Raw genomic sequence first — 23,281 nt, 5'->3', positions numbered from 1 at the left:
CCCGGCGCCGACGGTCGGACAATGCAGTGCGAAGATGCAGCGTGGGCTCTGCCGCGTTTCCCGACCTCGACGTATGCGATGAAAGACTTCGACCGGATCGATCGCCTCCGTCGGGAATGGAGCGATAAGTACGTCGAAGCCGACGCCAGCGTTCCCGCGCTGAGTCGCTTCGCCGGACGCGTCGGACGCGTGATGACCGTCAACATGAACGGTCACGCGCTCGTGCAGTTCGCCGGGACGAACGACATCGGCTGGTACGACATCGACCTGGCCCGCTTGCGGGTCGTCGCCGCGCCGGCGCTCGAGCGGAGTCCGACGGCCGGTCCGGCGAAGCCCAAGGCTCCGCCGCGCGACGTCGTGCAGGCTTCGACCGAGAACGTGCGTCGGGCGTCTGCCGAAGAGGCCGCGAAGAAGTCCGCCGACGATACCGTCGATTCGCTGACCGCCGAGTCGGATAACCAGACGGTCGACGCGAACGCCGAAACGTCGATCTCCGACGACAGCGTCGATTCGCTGGCGGCGACGGAGGCTCCTGCCGAGAAGCGAAAGCTGTCGACGGCCGATATCCTCGCCGCCGCACGCGGGGCCCAGGAGTCGGCGCCCTCGAAGAAGGCTGCGCTGACCGCCGAGATCCTCGCTCAGGCGCGGCAGAAGAAGATCCCGGGCGACGAGTCGGAGCCGGGGAAGAACCCGCCCGAGCGTCGTAACTCGGCGCCGGACCTGGGCGAAGAAGAGAGTTGACCGAACGCGGCGAGGGTCGCCCCTATTCTGCTGCTGCGTCCTACTGAAGTGCGACTGTCAGGCTCGGCCAGAGTTGACGAGTTTCTCCGTGTGCCATGGCTGGCTTGTCCAGCCGTGCAGGAAGCGAGCGGGCGGTCGCCCACGCAGCAGGCGCTTTTACGAGCGCCTTGGGCGAGCTAACCCGAACGAGTGGATCGTCGATACGCGAGACGCGCGGCTGATCAACCCCGCCATGGCACACAGGGGGCTGTGCGTCGTCGGCTGACTTTATTCAGGCTTCTTGTCGGCCGGCTTCTTCTCTTCCTCCGCCTTTGCTTCGCCAGCGGGCGCTGCGGCGGCGGCCTTCTCGATGACGCCGTACATGTGCCCCTTCACGGGGCCGTGCACCCACATCCCGGCGTAGGAGTCGCGGTAGATCACGATCCGGGCGCTGAACGTGCCGAGGGCGGGGATCGTGAGGTTCTCGAGCGTGATGACCGGCGTGTCGCCCGACCACTTCACCTCGATCGGGATCTGCAGGGGCATCTCTTTGCCCTCATGTTCGACGAGGGCGTCGAACACCCAATAATCGCCTTCGGGGATCTTACGCACGCTCTTGATGACGTACGCACCGTCCTGCTTCGGCGCCGCGGCTTCGCCCGCGACGGTGAAGCTCCCGACCATTTTCACGTTCGCCATCGTCTTGGCGAACGCCTGGAAGCGCTCCTCTTCGGACTTCTCCTGACCGACGACCAGAGTCGGGGCAGCGAACAAAACGAATGAGGCGACGCAGCAAAGACTGGCGAAAGCGGCGCGGAACATATAAAAATCCTCGCACGGGAAGCGACGGCGGCGCGACGGTTCAGGCTCGCTTTGCATGATACCGCGGCCGGTCGGACGCTGAAGCGAATGTCTCGAGATATTCGGTCGTAGTCGACATCGACTTCGGTCAAGAAGGAGCGACCGTCGTCGCGCGATGTTGCGTTAAAGAACGACCCGGAGCGGCGTTCGCGACAGCCGAACGCCAGACGGTCGCTCGCCGCACGAACTTATTCGCCTGCATTAAACGAGATGAGCCCCGTGAAAGTCACGACGTTCCGCATCGCCGTTCTCGTCTGCTGCCTCGGGCGGTTCGCGGCGTGTTCATGGGGCCAGGAAGCCTCGATCGAAGAACTTCCCTACATGAGCGGTTATCCCGTGGAGCCTACCGCGATTTCAGGCGACGGGGTCGCCATAACAGGGCGGGTTCTCGATGACGACATCTACACCGAAGTAGGTTTCTATTTGACGCCGAAGGGACCTCGCCATTTTCCCTCCGGAGACGAGCGTATAAGCGAAGGGACCGACGTTTCGGGCGACGGGCGCACGTTCGTCGGTTGGGTCTACGAACCTCCCTACACGGGACTTCGCGCCTTTCGATACCTCGTCGGCGGACAAATGCTGTCGGTAGCGCCGCCGGGTTCGGTCGAGAGTTCTGCATCAGGCGTCTCGTACGACGGCGACGTAGTCGTGGGCGAGTTCCAGGTTTCCGGCGGCAAGCGACACGCGTTCCGCTGGGTCGCTGGCGCAGGAGCGCACGATCTGGGAACGCTCTACGGCGGAAAAAGCGCCGCGACCGCGGTCTCTGACGACGGTCGAGTCGCGGTCGGAACGTCGGACGGAGAACGCGGCAACCTGCGCGCCTTTCGATGGACCGAGCGGGACGGAATGACCGACCTCGGCAGGCTTTCCCGTAGAGACGTCTCCAAGACCCAGGCGCTCGGCCTGTCGGGCAACGGTCGCGTCATCGTCGGCGTCGAACGCGATCCTCGCTCGAAGACTGACCGGCCGTGGGTCTGGACCGATCGCGAAGGCATCGTCGAACTCTCCGTCGGAGAAGGAAACGGCGGTTGCGCCAACTCGGCGAACGGCGACGGATCGGTCATCGTCGGCCGCATCGACGAGGCCGCGGCGGTCTGGATCGACCGCGAACCCTATTACCTGCGAGATGTGCTGGAAGCCGCAGGCGTCGACTTGACCGACTGGGATCTCGAAGAGGCGGTCGACTGCTCGCAAAGCGGACGCGTCGTAGTCGGGCTCGCCTGGGACTCGTCGTTCCGGGCCGTACTCCCTTTTCTCAATCGTCCGCCCGTGGCCGCGATCGCAAAGGATTCGATCGTCGTTCGGACGTCGAGAAACAGAGCCCGTGTCGAGTTGGACGGCAGAGCCTCTCGTGATCGCGACGGGGACGGTTTGCGGTACCGATGGTCCGCGAAAGGCGTCCGGTTCGAGGACTCGACGCGACGCGAGACCGCCGGCTCTTTCCCGATCGGCACGACTCGCGTGACGCTGACCGTTCGGGACGAACTGGGAGTCGAGGATTCCGATACCGTTCGCGTCGTGGTGAAGCGGACGGCGCAGGGCCTCGAAGCGGAGGCCGAACTGGAATGAAGGATCGACGGATGACGTTCCGCCGAATCCGCGATCAGGCCGGAAGCGACGCGACGGAGCGCTCGGCAGGCTTCTCGACGCGATCGGCAGAACTTCCGCACGACGCGGTGCGCTCCATCTCATTCCACCAGACGGCGGCCTGTTCGCGCCCCCAGGCGTAGGCTGATTCGCACTCGTTGAGCGCCTTCAGCAGCTCTTCCGCCGTCTGGTAACGATCTTCCCGACGCTTCTGCAGGCAGGTCATTACGACCCGTTCGAGATCCTTCGGGACGTTCGGCAGCAACTCGTGCAGGGGCCGCGGCGTCTCGTGGAGATGGCTCGCGATCAGGCGGACCGGATTGTCGTGCTCGAACGGCGGGCGGCCCGACAGCAGGTGATACGCGACCGCTCCGAGCGAGTAGATATCCGATCGTTCGTCCGGTTCCTCGCCCAGTGCCTGCTCCGGCGACATGAACATCGGCGATCCCGTGATCGATCCGGCGTTGGTCAACTCCGAATCGAGCGTCGACGCGATAGGTCGCGCGAGCCCGAAATCGAGCAGCTTGGCGACGTCGTACACCCCGCCGCGATGCGCCGCGAAGATGTTCGCCGGCTTGATGTCCCGGTGGATGAGTCCTTCGCCGTGCGCTTCCGCCAGCGCTTCGCACGTCTGCCGGAGCAGATAGATCGTGCGGCCCGGGCACATCGGTCCGAACCGTGCGACGAGTTGCTTCAGGCTCAGACCCGGCAGGTACTCCATCACGTAATAGAACGTGCCGTCTTCGGCCTGGCCGTAGTCGAAGATGTCGATCGTGTTCCAGTGGGAGAGCCGGGCAGTGAGCCGCACTTCCCGCTCGAACCGAGCGAGATTCGTGGGGTCGCCCGCCTTCTCGGGGCGAATGACCTTGATCGCGCAAGGTCGCTTCATCATCTGGTGCTCGGCCAGATAGACCTCGCCCATCCCCCCCTGACCGATGAGAGCTCCCAGGCGGTACTGTCCCAGCCGGCGCGCCTCGAAGACCTCGCGGCGGAGCTTCTGAATCGCGGCCACGCCGACCACGCCGGTCGCGACGGCGATTCCTAACTCCAGCGTGTGCTCGACGAAGTAAAGGATGTTCGTGTTCTGAGCGTTACGCACTTCGACGTCGGTGGCCAGCAGAAAGGCGACCAGCACGAGCGGGGCGGCGGCGATCGAAGAAAGCACGATCGCGGCATGCTTCCACGTACACGGAATGAACAACGCGTACGTGAACATCAGAACGAGCCAGAGCGGATTCAGCGGCGGAAGGAAGTCGAACCGTTCCGCCATCGTCGTGATATTCAGATATTGCCACTGCAGCGTGAAAGCGGCAGGGGCGCCGAACACGATCCACTCCGCCGCCTGAAGCTTGGCTTTGGAAACGCACTTCCCGAAGGCGAGATAGGCGAAGATCAACGCGACCGCCGCGGTGACGACGAGGTGCGTCGGCAGCAGGTCGAATTCGGAACCTCGCTTCAGCGTTCCGTCGTCGTAGAACGTGAAGATCGCCGCCAGGTGAAAGATAAGAAAGGACAAGAACGCGATCGTCGTCAGCAGGGCCACCGCACGCAGGCGACTCCGCAGGAGCAAAAGCGTGTCGCTCGAACTGTCGCAGTTCGAATCGCTCTCCAGCGCCAGCGAGCAAGGGTGGCGCTTGGACGACTTGCTCCAGACCCGCACGAATCGGGCGAAGAAGGGAACTCTCGCGTGGACGCTGTCGCCGACGACGTCGACGAGGTCTTTGTCGACGGCAGCCAGCGTGACGTCGAGCGGACCGGAAGAAGGGGCGGATGAACTCATCAGGGCTCTCGTCTGCCGGTTCGATCCCTGCTCCTGCGTCGCGATTCGGATGGAATCGATCTGCCGCGGATCCGTCGCCGATGCGACGTTTCCAGGAGCCCGTTCGGACTGACGATGTTCGCGGCGAAACCTGACGCGAAAGGACAGACTGTCCCGCTGATCCTGCGCCCTTCGACCGGAAATCGCCCCCATTCTAGCGGGAGGAGGCGAAAGAGCTAAAGCGTTCGGTCGGTTTTTCGACTGACCAGATGATCCGGCCAAGAACGGCAACGGCGGCGATGCCTCCTTCAGGCGATCCTGAGGGAAAAGTCCGCCGCGTTCCCTGTCGCCCGCCCGGCCGGGCCTACGCCGCGCGGCGGACCTTCGACCCGGCTCGCTCCGCCCGACGAGACACTTCCTCCGCGGTAACGGCGCGATAACCTGCACCGCTGGGACCGACGTGCCCTTCCAGAAGCACGGAGGTCGCATGCATCAGCCGCGGCAGGAAATACCACGACGGAGCGAAGGCCTCGGCGTCGATCGAGGGCGAGAGCAAGATCACGTCGGCGGTTCCGAGCTGGTTCGCCACCCGCGGCAGCGTAAACGTCGGATCGCCCGGGTGGAGCGTCAGCCGCACGGGAAGTTCGGCGAACTGAGCGTTCGTTTCCCGAACCGTCAGCTTCGGCGCCGAAGCGGGGCGTGCATCGAACGGATCGAGCAACGCCAAACGCAGCCGCTCCGTCGGATGCCACTCGTGCATCAGGCCGGTCAGTTCGATCGCCAGCGTCGACGAATCGACGCCCAGCACGAACACCGACGTCGGCTTGCGGCGATAGAACTCGCGAAAGACATCGCGGTTTTGAGCCGGATGCGAGAAGCGAGTGAGATAGATCTGCCGCAGGAATTGCACGCCAGCCAACGTCGCATTCCCTTGCAACATGGACACGAGCGGAGCCGAGATATCTGCTTCCATCGACGGCGAGCGGCTTCGCGGAACAGCCAATTAGGGCGTCGCGAAAAGATTGGAGCAAGCTGCGCGGCCTGCCCAGATTGCCGCAGCCATCAGGGATGTGACCGAGAGAGCTTCGCCTACCAGTTGCGCAGATGCTCGACGACGGCGGCGTCGAGATTGGCGACCCGCGAGCGGAGGCGTTCGCTGAACTTGCCGGCGTCGCGCCCCGACCCGATATCGTCGAGATAGCGGATCAGTTCGGCATGCGCTTCGGCGTCGCCGTGCAGGGCGAAGTGGACGTAGGCGAAGGCGTTGCGATACTCCGCCTGGCCCATGTCGTTGATATCCTCGATCGCTTCGAGATCCTCGATCTTCGCGAGCCCGCCGAAGCGGACCGTCCACCTCAGCGTTCGCAGGTGCGGATGCTGCGTTCCGCGATTCGCCGCCGCCACTTCGAAGTATTCCGCGATGCCTTCGTCGAGCCAGAGCGGCAGAAACGGCAGTGCCGCATGCAGGATGCCGTGCGTCGTTTCGTGTCGAAGATCGACCTCGAATTCCGAACTGAGGTAGGCGAAGACCATGCCAGGCCCGCCCGCCTTGACGAAGACCGCCCGACGCCGGGGGACTTCCGGCAGATAGGTCGCCAGGTAGCGCTGGTACGGGCCGACGCCGGAGAACAGGAACAGGTGAATCGGCTGGGTCGGCCCCGGAATGCCGAGCGTGCGCGACACGTCCCGCTGCAACAGGACGATCTGTTCCAGCTCTGCGGCGATCTGATCGAGATTGAAGTCCGCGTGGCAGATGTAGGGGCCGAGCGAACGCTCGTCCGGCCACGGACGCTGGTCCGCGTAGAGCCCGCGCGCGATCCCGCACCCCGCCGCTGCGGCGGCGAGCGCCAGCAGTCGCCGACGGGAGATCGCGGAAAGACGCAAATCGCTCACGAGCCAGACGCCTGAACGAACGGTAGTAGAATCGCGAACTCGGACAGTTTCAACCGAGTTATTAGTGGACAACCTCGATTGCGACAACGGCGACTTCGCCGCGAGCCTCCGAAGCGATCCATCGCAGATTCTTTAATTCATCGTCAGGATTTCCGGTCGGCATGAGCGAACCGATTATCAGCGTCTCCGGCCTCCGCGGAATCGTGGGCCAGTCGCTCACGCCTGATCGCATCGTGCGATACGTCTCCGCTTTCGCGGCGGAGCTTCCGCACGGCGTCGTCGTGCTGGGCCGGGACAGCCGGGTTTCCGGTCCCTGGATCGCCCGGCTGATCGCGGGGACGATCGCCGCGACGGGGCGTCATGTGCTCGACGCCGGAATCGCCTCGACGCCGACGATCGGCGTGCTGGTCGATCACCTTCAAGCGGCGGGCGGCATTCAGATCTCCGCCAGCCACAATCCGCCCGAATACAACGGGCTGAAACTGTTCAACCAGGAGGGACGGGTCATTCCGGCCCGCGTCGGGCAACGCGTTCTGAAGCGCTATACGGAGAACGACTTCGGCTCCGTCTGGGCGCCCGTTTCCCGCACGGGCGACGTCACGACGATGGAGGATCCGCATGCCGTTCATCTGGCCCGCGTCCTGGCCTGCGTCGACGTCGACGCCATCCGCTCGAAGGCGTTTCGCGTTCTGCTCGACGCGAATCACGGCGCGGGCGCGCTGCTGGGAAGACGCCTGCTCGAAGCGCTCGGCTGCCAGACGACCGTCCTCGGCGCAGCGCCTGATGGCCAGTTCGCCCATCCGCCCGAGCCGACGGCGGAGAACCTGGCGGGACTGAAATCGCTGCCGGCGAAGTTCGACGTCGGCTTCTGTCAGGATCCGGACGCCGACCGGCTGGCGCTGCTCGACGCGGAGGGGGACTACGTCGGCGAAGAATACACCGTCGCCCTGTGTGCGAAGCACGTCCTGTCGCAGCGGCCCGGCCCGGTCGTCATCAACTGCGCGACGAGTCGCATGACCGAGGACGTCGCGGCCTCGATTCCAGGTTCGACCTGTTTCCGCAGCGCCGTCGGCGAAGCGAACGTCGTCGACCGCATGCTCGCCGAGCAGGCCATCTTCGCAGGCGAGGGGAACGGCGGGCCGATCGATCCCCGCGTCGTGCTGGTCCGCGACAGCTTCGTCGGCATGGCCCTGATCCTCGACCGCATGGCGGAGTCGGGCAAGTCGCTCCAGGAACTGGCGGGCGAATTGCCGGCCTACTCCATCCTCAAGTCGAAACTGACGCTCCCCCCCGAGGCGGTACAGCCGGCGATCGACAGGCTGATCGCGGCTCACCCGGAGGCCTCGGCGAGCCAACTGGACGGTTTGCGGCTCGACTGGCCGGACGGCTGGTTGCTCTTCCGGCCCAGCAATACTGAGCCCATCGTGCGCATCATCGCGGAGTTTCCGACCGAGGCGAGATGCAGCGAAGTTTGCCGGAAAGCCGCCGCGATCGTGATGGCCGGGTGAAGGGAGTTTTTGTCGTCGGCTCTTGTCGCCGATTCGAATCCAGACGTGGCAGTCAATCGCGAGGACAGCACGTGGACGAGCGCGAGAATCCTTACGCTGACCTTGAATCGACCGCGACCTCTACTCAGCGAGCCGCGGTGTCCGAGCGGTGGTACGAACGAAAGGCGCTCTGGGCGCTCGTAGGAGCGATCGTTTTCCTCTACGTCTTCCACGAAGTCATCATCCAGAAGCTCACGATTTGGGCGATGCAGATCCAGAACGAGTATTTTCTATAGAGACTCCGAACGCGACCTATTTCCGGACTCTCGGAAAGAGTCCGATTCGAGCCGGCGCTTCCGCCGGCTTTACGGCGGAACGAGGCTCTGTTAGAAATCTGCTTTCCTCCCGCCCCGACCTGGGCGGGTTTTTTCGTTTCGCGGCGCTGCTTGCCGCGAGCGTCGATCGACGGCGGCGTCTGCCCGATGCGGTATCGGGGGGGAGCGTCCCGGGCGACCTGAAATCGCCCCCGGCGGCCCGGTGTCGCTCCTGATCGATCCGGCGCCCGCGCCCTGCGCCGCACAGGTCGCGCGCCTTCGTGGCGTGCGCGCCGAAAAGACTGCCGCCATGACGTCGACCGCTGCCGCGTCCGTCGCCCAGGAACTCTCCGCCGAGCGCGTGCTGGTGCTCGACTTCGGGTCGCAATACGCCCAACTCATCGCGCGGCGCGTCCGCGAACAGCAGGTCTACTGCGAGATCGTCCGGCACGACATCGACGTCAGCGCGATCGAGTCCAGAAAGCCGACCGGCATCATCCTCTCGGGCGGCCCTGCGAGCGTGAACGAGGAGGGCGCGCCGCGCTGCGACGCGAGGCTCTTCCATCTGGGGATCCCGGTCCTCGGCATTTGCTACGGGATGCAGCTCGCCTGCGACGAACTCGGCGGCAAGGTGGAGAGCGCGCCGGCTCGCGAGTACGGACGTTCCACCGTCAACGTGACGACGCCCGATTCGCTGTTCGCGAACTTCCCGCGATCGAGCCAGGTCTGGATGAGCCACGGCGATCAGGTCACGCTGATCTCCGAAGAGTTCGAGGCCCTCGCCAGGACGGAGACCTGCCCCTTCGCCGCGGTCAAGCACCGCCGGCTGCCGGTCTACGGCCTGCAGTTCCATCCGGAAGTGACGCACACGCCGCACGGCAAGGCGCTGCTACGCAACTTCCTGTTCAACGTCTGCGGCTGCACCGGCACGTGGAAGCTAGCCGACTTCGCCGAGCGCACGATCGCCGCGATGCGGGAACGGATCGGCGACGGGCGCGTGATCTGCGGTCTGTCGGGCGGCGTCGATTCGGCGGTCACCGCGGCGCTGCTGGTCAAGGCCATCGGCAAGCAGCTCAGTTGCATCCTGGTCGACAACGGCCTGCTGCGAAAGTCGGAGCAGGAGACCGTCGTCGCCGAGTTCACGGGCCACTTCAAGACCGACCTGCACGTCGTGAAGGCGGAGGAATACTTCCTGCAGCAGCTCGCGGGAATCACCGAACCGCAGGAGAAGCGCCGCCGGATCGGGCACGCGTTCATCGAATGCTTCCGGCAGGAGTCGGAGAAGATCGAAGGCGCCCGGTACCTGGCCCAGGGGACGCTCTATCCCGACGTGATCGAGAGCGGCGCCGCGGTCGACGGTCCTGCCGCGACGATCAAGCTGCATCACAACGTCGGCGGTCTGCCCGAGCAGCTCGGCTTCGAACTGGTCGAACCGCTTCGCGATCTGTTCAAGGACGAGGTCCGTCAGCTCGGCCTGGAACTGGGCCTGCCGGAAGAGATCGTCTGGCGGCATCCGTTCCCGGGTCCAGGGCTCGCCGTACGCTGCCTGGGCGAAGTGACGCGGGAGAAGCTCGACGTGCTCCGCGAAGCCGACGCCATCGTGGTGGAAGAGATCAAGGCCGCGGGCCTCTATCGCAGCACGTCGCAGGCGTTCGCGGTGCTGCTCCCCGTCCAGAGCGTCGGCGTGATGGGCGACGCCCGAACGTATGAAAACACGGTCGCCGTCCGGTGCGTGAACACGGACGACTTCATGACCGCCGACTGGTCGCACCTGCCGTACGAGCTGCTTGCGGAGATCTCGACGCGGATCATCAACGAAGTCCGGGGCGTGAACCGGGTCTGCTACGACATCAGCAGCAAGCCGCCCGCGACGATCGAGTGGGAGTGACCCCTCGATCGGATGGTTTCGCCTGATTCTTTTCCGGGCGAAGCGGCTCTTTCTTGACGGGCACGACGGGGGGCGCATTCTTCCGAGGCTCGGCGACGCGCGACATCGCCGATACTCGCACGAGCCGTTCGCTTTCTGCGGAGTATGGGGTCGACGACTTCCCTCCGCCTGACTGAGACGGGATCGGAATGGGCTGTGCCTGCAAGACCGGCAATCGCACGCTTGCGATCGTCGCCGCCAATTTGTTCGACGACTTCTCCGAGGTCGCTCAATACGCCGCGACGGCGGGCTGGGAACTGGCGCCCGACATGGACGCCGTCGTCGTGCCGCTCGGTCCCGACAGCCCGATCAAGTCGCGGTGCGAGCTCGAAAACCTCTGCCGCGGGATGGTCGAACCGGCGCGACTGGCCCGCCTGCGATGCGCGGCGCTGCAGCCGGGGCTTCCGCTGGTCGATCAGGTCCGTGCGTTGATGCACGCCGAGCCGCTGATCGGCGAGCGCCCGGCGCCGGCGACGCCGCTCCTGTCCATTCTGGAACAGCGGCGGATCGACACGTTCGTGCAGCCCGTGGTCACGGCTGCCGGCGACGTCTGGGGCTTCGAATGCCTGATGCGCGCGACGGATGACGCCGGCGCCCGCATCAGCCCCGCGCAGCTCATCGAATGGGCGCGGCGGGAGAACCTGATCTTCATGCTCGACCGCGTTTGTCGCGAGCGACACATCGAGCGCGCCAGCAGACTGCTTGCCGGGCGCGAACTGAAGGCGCTGATCAACTTCCTGCCGACCGCCATTTACGAGCCGGAGTTCTGCCTGCGGAGCACGATGGCCGCGGCGAAGCGGTTCGGTCTGGAATCGCGAAAGGTGATCTTCGAGGTCATCGAGTCGGAGAAGCTGACGGATTTCGAACATCTCGCCCGCATCATCGACGAGTACCGTCGCATGGGCTTCGGCGCGGCGCTCGACGACATGGGGAGCGGTTACGCCGGACTGGAACTGGTCGCCGCGCTCAAGCCGGACCTGATCAAGATCGACCGGGAAATCGTGCGCAACGCCCCGCGGTCTCCCTGGCACGCCACGATCTGCCGGATGCTGGTGCAACTTGCGCACGAGCACGGCAAGCTCGCGCTGGCCGAAGGGGTCGAGACGGCGGAAGAATCCGCGGCCGCGATCGACTGCGGCGCCGACCTGCTCCAGGGCTTCTACTTCGCGAAGCCCGTTGCCGCAGACGACCTCGAACGGATCGAAGACGCGCTCCTCCACCCCGCGATCGCCTGATTCGCGAATCGGCACGAGGCTTCATATTGCCGGCGGGATGCCTAGAATTCTCCCGGCATGAGCGAACTGCTGAAGGTCAACGACTGCGGAATTTACTGCGCGGCAGGCGATTTCTATATCGACCCGTGGCGCCCGGTTCCGCGCGCCGTCGTGACGCACGCTCATTCCGACCACGCCCGCTGGGGCTGCGGGTCGTACCTGACGACCGACGAAGGTCGCGGCGTCCTCGCCCGCCGCATGGGACGCGACGCCGTCATCGAGACGGTCCCCTACGGGCAGACCGTCACCATCGGATCCGCGACGGTTTCGCTCCATCCGGCGGGGCACATCCTGGGGTCGGCCCAGGTGCGGGTCGAAAGCGGCGGCGATGTCTGGTGCGTAACCGGCGACTACAAGATCGAACCCGATCCGACCTGCACGCCCTGGGAACCGGTCCCCTGCCGGACGCTGGTCAGCGAGTGCACCTTCGGCCTGCCGATCTATCGCTGGTCCGATTCGCGTGCCGTCTTCGCCGAGATCGACGAATGGCGCCGCCGCAACCGCGATCAGGGGCGGGTGAGCGTCCTGTTCGGCTATTCGCTCGGAAAGGCGCAGCGGCTCCTCGCGGGCGTCGATCCTTCGCTCGGCGCCATCTACTGCCATGGTTCGGTGCAGGCCCTGAACGCCGATTATCGCGCCGCCGGCATTCCGCTACCGCCGACGGAATACGCCGGGACGTACGACAAGAAGAAGGCCGAGGCGGGCGCCCTGGTCGTCGCGCCGCCGTCGGCGCTCGGCTCCTCCTGGATGCGACGCTTCGGCGAGGTTTCGACCGCCTTCGCCTCCGGATGGATGGCCGTCCGTGGCATGCGGCGGCGACGGAACGTCGACAAAGGCTTCGTCCTGTCGGACCACGTCGACTGGCCCGGTCTGGAAATCGCGGTGAAGGAATCGGGCGCCGAGCGGGTTCTGTTCACGCACGGCTCTACTTACGTGGCGAGCCGCTTCTTCACCGACAAGGGCATCGACGCCAGCGCGCTACAGACCGAGTACTCGGGCGAAGCCGAAGAGAGCGAAGGCGCGGCGGACGCGGACGTTCCGCCCGGCGATGGGGCTGGCGATGTTGCTGCCGAAGCGGCCGACTCCTCCGCCGACCGCGAAGAGACCTGAAGTTATGGAACGCTTCAGCCGGCTCTATCGCGATCTCGACGCGACGACGAAGACCAACGCGAAGGTCGACGCGCTCAAGGCCTACTTCGCCGAGGCGCCGCCCGAGGACGCCGCGTGGGCGATCTACTTTTTGTCGGGGCGCAAGATCAAACGCGTGCTGCCGACCCGCGATCTGGTCGATCGTTGCCGGCGCGTGACCGAACTTCCGGACTGGCTGTTCGAAGAGTCGTACGCCGCGGTCGGCGACCTGGCGGAGACGATTGCCCTGCTGCTCCCCTTCGAAGAACGGACCAGCGACCGGCCGCTCCATGAATGGGTCGAGGATGAAATCTCCGGGCTGCGGCATCTGGACGAGTCCGCGCGAGGCGACGCCATCGAACGAGCCTGGCGGGCCATGGACCGGTCACAGCGCTTCGTCTGGAACAAGCTGCTCACAGGCGAGTTCCGCGTCGGCGTGTCGCAGCGACTGGTGACGCGCGCGCTGGCGGAGAACGCGGGGCTCGACATCGCCGACGTGGCGCATCGGATGATGGGTCCGTGGGAGCCGACGCCCGCGTTCTACAAGCGCCTGCTCTCGGAGGATTCCGGCGACGTCGAGATCAGCCGGCCCTATCCGTTCTGCCTGGCCCATCCGCTGCAGGAAGAACCTGAGATTCTCGGCGACGTCGGCGGCTGGCTGGCAGAGTGGAAGTGGGACGGCATTCGCGCGCAGGCCATTCACCGTCGCGGAGAGATCTTCCTCTGGTCGCGCGGCGAGGAGCCCGTGCTGGAACAATTCCCGGAGTTGGCAGCCGATCTGCAACGGCTCCCGATCGGCACGGTGCTCGACGGCGAAGCGCTGGCCTGGAAAGATGACGCCGCTCTCCCCTTCGGCACGTTGCAGCGCCGGCTCGGTCGAAAGTCGGTCGGCAAGAAGCTGCTCGCCGAGGCGCCGATGGCGTTTCTCGTCTTCGATCTGCTGGAGTACGTCGGCGAAGACTGGCGCCAGAGACCCTTACGCGAACGCCGCGCGAAGCTGGAAGAACTGCTCGCGTCGCAGACGTTCGAGCGCTTCCGCCTCTCGCCCGTCGCGGTCGGCGAATCGTGGGACGCGCTGGCGGAACTTCGCCGGGAGAGCCGGGAGCGACGGACCGAGGGGCTGATGCTCAAGCGGCTCGACGGGCCCTACGACGCGGGGCGTACGACCGGCAACTGGTGGAAGTGGAAGATCGAGCCCTACACGATCGACGCCGTGTTGCTGTATGCGCAGAAGGGACACGGGCGCCGGGCGAACCTGTTCACCGATTACACCTTCGGCGTCTGGGAGAACCATCGCCTGGTTCCGTTCGCGAAGGCCTACTCCGGACTGACCGACGCCGAGATTCGCGAAGTCGACAAGTTCATCCGCCAGCATACGGTCGAAAAGTTCGGCCCCGTCCGGAGCGTGAAGCCGGAACTGGTCTTCGAACTCGGGTTCGAGAACATCCAGCATTCGACCCGTCACAAGTCGGGCATCGCCGTCCGCTTCCCGCGGATCCTCCGCTGGCGGAAGGACAAGTCGCCCGACCAGGCCGACTTCCTCGATACGGTGAAAAGCATGCTGCCCGACGGACCCTCGGGCGTCGCGAGCGAGGGAACGGCGTAACCCATCCGGCATGGCGAGCGGAGGGTGTAAGCCCTCCGTGGAAGAGCTTCTACGCTGTCGAACAAGTCACGTTCTCAGGACTGTCCGGACGCCCATGCGACGCGGGAAGGGATCGGCAGCGAAAGGTCGCCGCGCCGTCGAAGGCTGGTTCGCGTCGCACGGCTACAAGCCGTTCCCGTTTCAGCGTCGGGTCTGGGACGCGTACGCGTCCGGTAACAGCGGCCTGCTGCACGCCTCCACGGGCAGCGGCAAAACCTACGCCGTCTGGCTCGGGCCGGTCGCCGAGTGGCTCGATACCTGGTCGGGCGAGATGCCGAGCGGGAAGAACGCGTCCGAACCGCTCCGCGTCCTCTGGCTCACGCCGCTGCGAGCGCTCGCGCTCGATACGCTCCAGGCGCTGAAGCGTCCGATCGACGAACTCGGCCTCCCGTGGACGGTCGAGCCCCGCACGGGCGACACCTCCTCTTCGATGCGCAATCGTCAGCGCGAACGCCTGCCGACGGCGCTGATCACGACGCCCGAGAGCCTGAGCTTGCTGCTTTCCCGCCCCGACGCACGGGAAAAGTTCGCGACGCTGCAGGCCGTCGTCGTCGACGAGTGGCACGAACTCCTCGCGAGCAAACGGGGCGTGCAGGCGGAACTCTGTCTGGCCCGGCTGAAGCGCTGGCGACCCGAACTGAAGATCTGGGGGCTCTCCGCCACGCTCGGCAATCTACGCGAAGCCGCGAGGATTCTGCTCGGCCCCGACGCGATCGTCCACGACGAAGACGCTCCCGAAGAGACAGAAGCCGAGCGATCGGACCCGGCCAGCGAGGGCAGTCCGCTGCCGCGCCGGGCGGTTCTGGTCCATGGCCACGTCAAGAAAAAGCTGGTCATCGATTCGATCATCCCGAAGACGATGGAGCGTTTCCCCTGGGCCGGGCATCTGGGGATTCGCCTGCTGGAGGAAGTGGTCGCCGCGATCGACGATGCGAACACCTCGCTCGTCTTCACCAACACCCGTTCGCAGACGGAGATCTGGTACCAGCAGATCCTGGCCCGGCGCCCCGACTGGGCAGGTCGGCTGGCCCTGCATCACGGCTCGCTTGATCCGGAAGTGCGTGCCTGGGTCGAGGACGGCCTCCGGGCCGGATCGCTCAAGGCCGTCGTCTGCACGTCGAGCCTCGATCTCGGCGTCGATTTCTCTCCCGTCGAACGGGTCCTGCAGATCGGCAGCCCTAAGGGCGTCGCCCGGCTGGTCCAGCGGGCGGGCAGAAGCGGTCACCGCCCCGGCGCCGTCAGTCGAGTCACCTGCGTTCCGACGCACGCCTTGGAACTGATCGAGACCGCCGCGACGCGAACGGCGGCCATCGCCGGCAAGCTGGAAGGACGCGAAGGCGTTCGTTCGCCGCTGGACGTGCTGGCCCAGCATCTGGTCACGCTGGCGGTCGGCGAAGGCTTCGACGAGGCGAGCGCCTTCGACGAAGTCCGCTCGACCTGGTCCTATCGCGATCTGACGCGCGATGAGTGGGCCTGGGTCATTCAGTTTCTGGTGACGGGCGGTTCGGCGTTGACCGCGTATCCGGAGTATCGCAAGCTCGTCCTCCGCGAGGGGCGTTACTTCGTCGACGATCCGCAGGTCGCGAAGCGCCACCGACTCTCGATCGGAACCATCGTCAGCGACGCCGCGCTGTCGGTGCAGTTCGTCGGCGGGAAACGCCTCGGTACGATCGAGGAATCCTTCGTCGCCAGGCTGAAGCCGGGCGATCGCTTCACCTTCGCGGGGCGTCACTTGGAGCTGGCCTACGTCCGGGACATGAAGGTCTACGTCCGCGCGGCGAAAAACAAGGGAACGTCGGTTCCGCGCTGGATGGGGGGTCGGATGCCCCTTTCCTCGCAACTCGCGTCGGCCATGCGGGATCTGCTGGAACTCGCCCGGCAGGGAATCTACGCCGAGCCGGAAATGCGGGCCGTTCAGCCGCTTCTGGAACTGCAGGCCGAGTGGTCGGCCATCCCGGGCACGAATCAGCTTCTGATCGAAAAGACCGAGTCGCGGGAAGGTTTTCACCTGTTCGTCTTTCCGTTCGCCGGTCGGCTGGTCCATGAGGGGCTGGCCGCGCTGCTCGCCTATCGCGTGTCGCGGATTCGCGCGATCACGTTCACGATGTCGGCCAACGATTACGGCATGGAACTGCTTTCGGATCAGGATCCTCCCGTCGACGAAGCGTTGGCCGCGGACTGGTTCGGGAGCGACCGACTCGACGACGATCTGCGGGGAAGTCTGAACGAGACGGAGATGGCGAAGCGCCAGTTTCGCGAGGTCGCCCGGATCGCCGGCCTCGTCTTTCAGGGTTACCCCGGCACGCGGATGACTTCGCGTCAGATGCAGGCGTCGACGGGCCTCTTGTACGACGTCTTCGCCAACTACGACCCTGACAATCTGCTGCTGCGTCAGTCCCGCAAGGAAGTGATGGAGCAGCAGCTTGAACGCTCGCGGCTCGCCTTGACGCTGGCCGCGATGCGGCAGTCGGAGATCCTGCTCAGGACGCCGCCGCGGTTCTCGCCCCTCAGCTTTCCGCTGACCGTCGATCGTCTGCGGGAGAAGCTTTCGAGCGAGAAGCTGATCGACCGCGTCCGTCGGATGACGCTTGCGCTCGAGAAGGCGGCCGGTCCCGAGAAGCAGCGTTCGCGTCGCTCTCGTACGCGATGAGGCCTCCTCGAAGTCGAACGAGGCAGAAATTCGCCCGGAAGCGAGCGATCGAGCCTTGCGGCGCCTTGACCATGTTTCGTCGCTGCGATTAGCTATCGGGCAGGCGCCGGCGCCGACGCTGAATTGGCGGGCGACGACGCGGCTGGAAACGGATTCGACGTCGAACAGGAGTTCAGACATGACCATCGTGCGTACGGGCAGCAATCAGAAGTTCGCCAACGGTTGGGAATCGGCGTTCGGAGGCGCGAAGAAGGCGACCGCGCCGACGCCCGCCAAGAAGTCGGCGAAGAAGTCCGCGCCGAAGAAGTCGACGACGCAGAAGGTTTCCGCCGCCGCGCCCGCGAAGAAGAGCGTCACGCAGAAGACCGCCCCCAAGACCGCCCCCAAGGCCGCGCCGAAGAAGGCCGCCGCCGCGAAGCCGACGACCCAGAAGGTCGCGCCCGTGAAGAAGGCTTCGGCCAAGAAGGCGGCTCCGAAGAAGAGCGTGACGAAGAAGGCCTCGCGCTAGAGTCTGACAGCGCGGTTCAGTATCTTCTCCTTCGGGTGGCGCTGGCTCTGCCAGTGTCGTCCCTGTTCAGGCTCAACCTGCTGGATGAACCGGTTTCCGCTGCACACTGGCGGAGCCAGTGCCACCCGAGAAGAGCGGAACTGATGACGAACAGACCCAGCACAAAAGAGACACTGCGTGAACTTCGCCCCCTACTTCGACGCGGCTTATCCTTACGCGGACTTTCTGGAGAAGTACGGCACGCCGCCGCAACGCGATAACTGGCGAGCCGTCTACGACCGGGCGAAGCTGACGACCGAACAGCAGGCGACGCTGGCTCGCTTCAAGCGGCGGATGCAGGTTCTCTGCTTCGCCGGGGCCTGGTGCGGCGACTGCGTCGATCAGTGCCCCCTGCTGCAGAAGATCGCCGAAGCGACGCCGACGATCGACCTCCGCTTCGTCGATCGCGACGCGGACGAAGCGCTGAAGACGGAGATGTCTCTCTGCGGCGGCGCCCGGGTGCCGCAGGTCGTCTTCCTGGACGAAGAGGGGCAGTTCGTCGGTCGCTACGGCGATCGGACGCTGGCCAAGTACCGGACGCTGGTCGCCAAGCTCGACGGCGCTACCGGGGCCCATCTCCCCGGCGCGGGCTGTTCGACGGGTCTGTTCGGCCCCGAAGATGAACTTCTCTCGGCGACGCTGGCCGAGTGGTTTCAGGAAATCGAACGGATCCAGTGGATGCTCCGCACGAGCGCCCGACTGCGGCAGAAGCACGGCGACTGAGCCATGGGGGCAGGAAAGCGGTGACGGCCTTCGCCTCCTAAACGCTGCCCCTGCCGGGATTAAAGCGAAAGTTCGATCAAGGAAGCCCTTCGCGAAGGGAGGGGACAGGGGTACGATTGTGGATCGCGCCCCCGCCGGCGATTCGCCGCTCCCTGTCGCTGTCCGTCGCTGCTGATGACCCAACTCCCCGTCATTTCCTCCCCCGCTCCGCAGATCTCCGCTGGGGGGACGAAGGGAACCTATGCCTTCGTCAGTCTCGGCTGTCCCAAGAATCTGGTCGACAGCGAGAAGATGCTGGGACTGCTCCAGATCGACGGCTACAAGCTGGTCGCCGAGCCGACGCCGGGTACCGATTTCGTCATCGTGAACACCTGCGGCTTCATCGAACGCGCCCGGACCGAGTCGTTCGCCGCGATCGACGAGATGCTGGAACTGAAGCGCCAGGGGAAGATCAAGGGCGTCATCGTCTCGGGCTGTCTGGCCGAGCGGCAGAAGGAAGCCCTGCTCGACGAGCGGCCCGACATCGATTCGCTGATCGGCGTCTTCGGTCGGGACGAGGTGACCAAGATCGCCGACCGGCTGCTCGGTCTGCAGGAAGAACAGCGCTCGATCTTTCGCCCTGCTCCGATCCGGGCGCTCTCCGACGCCAATCGTCTGCGCATCACGCCGCAGCACTTCGCCTATCTGAAGATCTCGGAAGGCTGCGATCGGCTTTGCACGTTCTGCGCGATTCCGAAGATGCGCGGCAAGCACGCCTCGAAGCCGATCGAGGCGGTCATCGCCGAAGCGGAGGAACTCGCCGCCTCGGGCGTTAGAGAATTAGTGATCGTCGCGCAAGATACGACCTATTACGGGATCGATATCTACGGCGAACCGCGGTTGCGTGAATTGCTCACGCGGCTGGAACAGGTGGCGGGGCTCGACTGGATCCGGCTGATGTACTTCTATCCGATGTACATCGATCAGCCGCTGATCGAGACCATCGGCGCCAGCGACAAGATCCTGCCCTACATCGACATGCCGCTGCAGCACATCGACGACACGATGCTGCGGCGGATGAGCCGTCGCGTCACGCGTGCGGCGACCGAAAAACTGATGGACGACCTCCGCAAGGGGATTCCGAACCTGACGCTCCGCACGACGTTCATCACCGGCTTCCCCGGCGAAACCGACGAGCAGTTCGAGACGCTGAAGCGCTTCGTCGAGAAGCAGGCGTTCGAACACGCGGGCGTCTTCACGTATTCTTTCGAGCCCGATACGCCCGCCGCGCGGCTGGACGGTCACCTGCCCGAGGACGTGAAGGACGCGCGTCGCGAGGCGCTGATGGAAGTGCAGCAGGAACACGTCTTCGCGCGGAACGATCGCCTGATCGGTCAAACCGTCGACGTGATCCTGGATCAGGGCGTGCCCGGCGAAAGCGGCGTCTGGCTGGGACGGACCGGCTCCGACGCTCCCGACGTCGACGCGGTGATTTTCGTCACCGAAACCGACGAGGAACTCGCCCCGGGACGAATCGTTCCGACCGAGATCGTCGCGTATCAGGATTACGACCTCATCGGCGCCGCGGTCGGATCGTCGCGGTAGTTCGATTCTTGTAGGGCAGGCGCCCCGCCTGCCGTCGCGTCGGCAAGCAACTAAACGGCAGGCGGGCGCCTGCTCTACGGGATTCGTTGCAGCACGATCAGGCAGGTTCGCGATGACGTCTCCTTCCGCTCGCGACCTGACGATCCTGCAGCAGGCGACGACCGCGCCGAATCTGATCACCTGGGCGCGGTTCTTCGTCGCGATCGCCGTTTTCGTGCTGCTCTCCTTCGAGCATTACCTGGCCGCGACGGTCTGCTTCGTGATCGCCGCAGGCACCGACTGGGTCGACGGCTGGCTCGCGCGGAAGACCGGCCAGGTCAGCAAGCTGGGGCGGATTCTCGATCCCTTTTGCGACAAGTTCCTGATCTGCGGCGTCTTCGTCTATCTGGCCGCGATTCCCGGCTCCGGCGTCGCTGCGTGGATGGCGGTGACGGTGCTCTCGCGAGAGCTGCTGGTGACCGCGCTACGCAGCGTGATCGAGAAGGAGGGAGGCGACTTCTCCGCCGTGATGTCGGGCAAGCTGAAGATGGTTTTTCAGTGCGCCGCCGCGGTCGCGAGTCTGGTCGCGCTCTCCTGGAGTCAGATTCCGGAAGCTGACGGAATAGTTCCCCCGTGGCTCGGCTGGACCGTCGCGGTTCTGGTCTGGCTCGCCATCGGATCGACGGTCTACTCGGGGCTCGTCTACGTCGTGAGCGCGGCGAAGATGCTTTCGCGCCCGGCTCCCTGACTGCGATTGAGCGCCGGTCGCCGGCCCTGTCCCGTCGAACGTTTCTCGTCCCTGCCAAGAACCTTCCGCCGTGTCGACCCAGCAGCTCGTCGCCGCGGGGATACTGCTTTCGGCGCTCGCGTTCTCGCTGGCCGTCACGGCTGCGATCGCCGCGCGACGGATGGCGACGCTGGGAGAGCTGGTCCCCTATCAGCCCGGTCCGCGGGCGAAGACGGGCCTGCTCGAATTCGTCGTCGCGTTCGCCGCGCTCCTCGCGGGGCAGCTCGTCGGCGTCAGCGTCGCGAGCTGGTTCGCCGGATTGGGCGCCGGACCCGCGACTCCCGTCGTCGCTGCTCAAGCCCTCGACGACGCGAATCCCCAGATCGCGTCCGCCCGGCGTCTCGACGTGCCGACGCTGGTCGGAGCCTCGGCCGGCGCTCTTCTGGCCGTGCTGGCGATCTACGTTCTGTGGCGGTTCGTGCTCGACCGCGGACCGCGTGCGCTTGCAGGCTCGAACAGGATCTCGACGTTCGGCTCCGACGTCGGGCTGGGCTTCTGGGCGTTCGCGATCTCGGCGACGCCCGTGTACGGCCTGCAGGCGCTCCTGATGCAGGTCTACCCGCAGCGGCACGCGGTCATCGACCGTCTGGAAAGCGGCATCGATCCTGGCATCTTCGCCGCCGCCGCGTTCGCCGCCGTGATCGCCGCGCCGCTGACGGAAGAGATCGTCTTCCGCGGCTTTCTGTTGACGGCGTTCGCACAGGTTCGCCGTGGCCTTCCGGGACCATGGATCCGCGGGCTCTTCGGCGATATCGGCTCGCCGCAGGATCAGCCGGACGAAGCCGAGAAGAGGCCGACCTGCGAATCGCCGCTCGAATTCCGCCAGCGAGGCGGAACGCTGCGCGAAGGCTTTTTTCGAACGGTCTCCGGCATCGGATCCTTCCCGGTCGTGGCGAGTTCCGCGGTGTTCGCCCTGCTCCATCTGGGTCAGGGTCCGGCGCCCATTCCGCTGTTCCTGTTCAGCTTGATGCTGGGCTATCTCTATCGGCAGACGGGGCGTCTGACGCCGAGCGTCGTCGCCCACTTCGCGCTCAACGCCACGACGATCCTGCTGACCGGGCTGAGCGCGCTCGACCAGGCGTCCGATCCGACTCGGCCTGCCGAGCCGTCCCCCGTCGTTCGATCGATCGACGATTCTTCGGATGAAGCGACGCCGAACCTGCGCGTTTCCGACCCGGAAACTGCTCCCGCAGCGGAACGGCTTCGTTGACCGCCCGCCCGTCCGTTTTTAGGATGGGGTTGTCGCCGTAAGGTACGTTCGCGACGGTTCCCTCGTTCTTCGCCGAACGTTTCGTCCGCCAGAGAAGCGTCATGTCCCTCGGTCTCTCCCGCATTCTCTGCGGCGTCGCGCTCGCGTCGTCGGCGTTTTCGATCACGCTCGTCGCTCAACCTCCGGGTCGCCGTCCTGCGGTTCCGCCCCCCGCGACTCGCCCCGAAGCCCCTCCTGCGACGACCGATCCGGTCAAGCCGCCGGATACGACTCCGGTCAAGCCGCAACCGGGGCAGCCCGTGACGGCTCAGCCGAGCGACGAGGAGCCGAAGATCCCTGCGCCCGAGGAGATCACGCTCGATACGGACGACCGGGTTCTGCTGCGTGCGACCTGGTTTCCCGGCTCGCTGGGGAAGCAGTCCGTGCCGATCATTCTGCTGCACGACGGTCGCGGCAACCGTACGCAGATGACGCCGCTGGCGAAGTACCTGCAACTCCAGGGTCACGCCGCGCTGGCTATCGACGTGCGCGGATTCGGCCAGTCGACGAGCTCCGCGCTCAATCCGTCCCTGAAGATCGATCACGAGAAGTTCCGCGGGCCCGACTGGCTCGGCATCGTTTCGCAGGACATCGAAGCGGCGAAGCGCTTCCTGCGGGACCGCAACAACGCGGGCGAGCTGAATATCGAAATGCTCACCATCATCGCCGCCGGCGAATCCTCCGCCGCCGCGCTGAACTGGGCCGTCCAGGACTGGAGCTGGCCCGATCTGCTTAACCGCAAGCAGGGGAAGGACGTCAAGGCTCTCGTGCTGCTGTCGCCTGAACGGAAGTGGGAAACGATCAACTGCACGGCAGCGCTGACCCATCCGTCGACGGGCTTCATGTCCTTCCTGATCGCGGTCGGAGCCGAGACGCGCAGCGCGGCCTCCGAAGCGGACAAGTTTTATGCACAACTCGAGAAGTCGCATCCTGCTCCGCCGGACGCGGAAGGGGACGACAGCCGCAAGACGCTGGTGCAGATCGAAGTCCCGACCAAGGTTCAGGGCGCCCAGCTCATCGATCCGCGGCTGCGGCTCGGCCTGGAACGCAGCATCGGCAAGTTCATCAAGGAAAAGCTGAGCGACAACGCCGCGCTCTACGCTTGGCGCGATCGCAGCCCGAACGCTCCTTGAGCGCGCTGGTTCCTGAGGCGAGGCGTGCCGGTCC

19 protein-coding genes are annotated in these 23,281 nt (G+C 65.5%); 15 read left to right on the top strand and 4 right to left on the bottom strand.

Translation table 11 applies throughout. The features are described from left to right. Positions 1-78 precede the first annotated feature (78 nt). The gene (locus SH602x_RS06540) at positions 79-741 is read left to right on the top strand and encodes a hypothetical protein (protein ID WP_479476021.1); all 663 of its coding nucleotides are present in this window, start codon (positions 79-81) and stop codon (positions 739-741) included. Positions 742-1,008: 267 nt separating this feature from the next. Here SH602x_RS06540 and SH602x_RS06535 read toward each other — a convergent pair whose 3' ends face one another. Then, positions 1,009-1,542 carry a hypothetical protein gene (locus tag SH602x_RS06535; RefSeq protein ID WP_479476020.1) on the bottom strand — a complete coding sequence of 178 codons (534 nt, stop codon included), beginning with the start codon at positions 1,540-1,542 and terminating at the stop codon, positions 1,009-1,011. Positions 1,543-1,800: 258 nt separating this feature from the next. Between SH602x_RS06535 and SH602x_RS06530 the strand changes: the two genes are divergently transcribed. Next, on the top strand, positions 1,801-3,150 hold the full coding sequence (locus tag SH602x_RS06530; protein WP_479476019.1) for a hypothetical protein: 1,350 nt from the start codon (positions 1,801-1,803) through the stop codon (positions 3,148-3,150). Positions 3,151-3,184: 34 nt separating this feature from the next. Here the strand turns inward: SH602x_RS06530 and SH602x_RS06525 are convergent, their stop codons facing one another. From SH602x_RS06525 to SH602x_RS06515, 3 genes are all read right to left on the bottom strand, one after another. After that, positions 3,185-4,948, bottom strand: coding sequence for a serine/threonine-protein kinase (locus SH602x_RS06525; protein ID WP_479476018.1), 1,764 nt, complete (start codon positions 4,946-4,948; stop codon positions 3,185-3,187). Positions 4,949-5,291: 343 nt separating this feature from the next. Beyond that, a complete protein-coding gene (locus tag SH602x_RS06520; RefSeq protein ID WP_479476017.1) occupies positions 5,292-5,846 on the bottom strand; it encodes a hypothetical protein in 555 nt (184 codons plus the stop codon). A 170-nt stretch (positions 5,847-6,016) separates the two neighbouring features. Next, entirely contained in the window at positions 6,017-6,820 is an 804-nt protein-coding gene (locus SH602x_RS06515) for a hypothetical protein (protein WP_479476016.1), read from the bottom strand. A 161-nt stretch (positions 6,821-6,981) separates the two neighbouring features. On the opposite strand from SH602x_RS06515, the gene SH602x_RS06510 reads away from it, so the two are divergent. The 13 genes from SH602x_RS06510 (at position 6,982) to SH602x_RS06450 (ending at position 23,247) form a co-directional block, all read left to right on the top strand. Then, complete coding sequence (locus SH602x_RS06510) at positions 6,982-8,328, top strand: phosphohexomutase domain-containing protein (RefSeq protein ID WP_479476015.1); 1,347 nt, start codon at positions 6,982-6,984, stop codon at positions 8,326-8,328. 137 nt (positions 8,329-8,465) lie between these two features. Next, positions 8,466-8,603 (top strand): hypothetical protein, encoded by a 138-nt coding sequence (locus tag SH602x_RS06505; RefSeq protein WP_479476014.1) that lies wholly within the window; start codon positions 8,466-8,468, stop codon positions 8,601-8,603. Positions 8,604-8,931: 328 nt separating this feature from the next. Further along, entirely contained in the window at positions 8,932-10,509 is a 1,578-nt protein-coding gene (gene guaA / locus SH602x_RS06500) for a glutamine-hydrolyzing GMP synthase (protein ID WP_479476013.1), read from the top strand. Between the two features lie 188 nt (positions 10,510-10,697). Then, complete coding sequence (locus SH602x_RS06495; RefSeq protein ID WP_479476012.1) at positions 10,698-11,783, top strand: EAL domain-containing protein; 1,086 nt, start codon at positions 10,698-10,700, stop codon at positions 11,781-11,783. 57 nt (positions 11,784-11,840) lie between these two features. Next, positions 11,841-12,932 carry a ligase-associated DNA damage response exonuclease gene (locus SH602x_RS06490; protein WP_479476011.1) on the top strand — a complete coding sequence of 364 codons (1,092 nt, stop codon included), beginning with the start codon at positions 11,841-11,843 and terminating at the stop codon, positions 12,930-12,932. A 4-nt stretch (positions 12,933-12,936) separates the two neighbouring features. Then, positions 12,937-14,556: an ATP-dependent DNA ligase gene (locus SH602x_RS06485; protein ID WP_479476010.1), complete on the top strand. Its 1,620-nt coding sequence runs from the start codon at positions 12,937-12,939 to the stop codon at positions 14,554-14,556. A gap of 94 nt (positions 14,557-14,650) precedes the next feature. Continuing rightward, positions 14,651-17,245 carry a ligase-associated DNA damage response DEXH box helicase gene (locus tag SH602x_RS06480; protein WP_479476009.1) on the top strand — a complete coding sequence of 865 codons (2,595 nt, stop codon included), beginning with the start codon at positions 14,651-14,653 and terminating at the stop codon, positions 17,243-17,245. Positions 17,246-17,423: 178 nt separating this feature from the next. Further along, complete coding sequence (locus SH602x_RS06475; RefSeq protein WP_479476008.1) at positions 17,424-17,753, top strand: hypothetical protein; 330 nt, start codon at positions 17,424-17,426, stop codon at positions 17,751-17,753. Between the two features lie 177 nt (positions 17,754-17,930). Then, a complete protein-coding gene (locus SH602x_RS06470) occupies positions 17,931-18,515 on the top strand; it encodes a thioredoxin family protein (protein WP_479476007.1) in 585 nt (194 codons plus the stop codon). A 174-nt stretch (positions 18,516-18,689) separates the two neighbouring features. Then, complete coding sequence (gene rimO / locus SH602x_RS06465; protein WP_479476006.1) at positions 18,690-20,099, top strand: 30S ribosomal protein S12 methylthiotransferase RimO; 1,410 nt, start codon at positions 18,690-18,692, stop codon at positions 20,097-20,099. Between the two features lie 112 nt (positions 20,100-20,211). Further along, positions 20,212-20,826 (top strand): CDP-diacylglycerol--glycerol-3-phosphate 3-phosphatidyltransferase, encoded by a 615-nt coding sequence (gene pgsA, locus SH602x_RS06460; RefSeq protein ID WP_479476005.1) that lies wholly within the window; start codon positions 20,212-20,214, stop codon positions 20,824-20,826. A 70-nt stretch (positions 20,827-20,896) separates the two neighbouring features. Then, complete coding sequence (locus tag SH602x_RS06455; RefSeq protein WP_479476004.1) at positions 20,897-22,075, top strand: CPBP family intramembrane glutamic endopeptidase; 1,179 nt, start codon at positions 20,897-20,899, stop codon at positions 22,073-22,075. A 101-nt stretch (positions 22,076-22,176) separates the two neighbouring features. Continuing rightward, the gene (locus tag SH602x_RS06450; protein ID WP_479476003.1) at positions 22,177-23,247 is read left to right on the top strand and encodes a hypothetical protein; all 1,071 of its coding nucleotides are present in this window, start codon (positions 22,177-22,179) and stop codon (positions 23,245-23,247) included. The last annotated feature ends 34 nt before the right edge of the window (positions 23,248-23,281 follow it).

The sequence above is a fragment of the Lignipirellula cremea genome (genome assembly GCF_056501455.1).
This window is presented reverse-complemented; position numbering and strand designations above follow the sequence as displayed.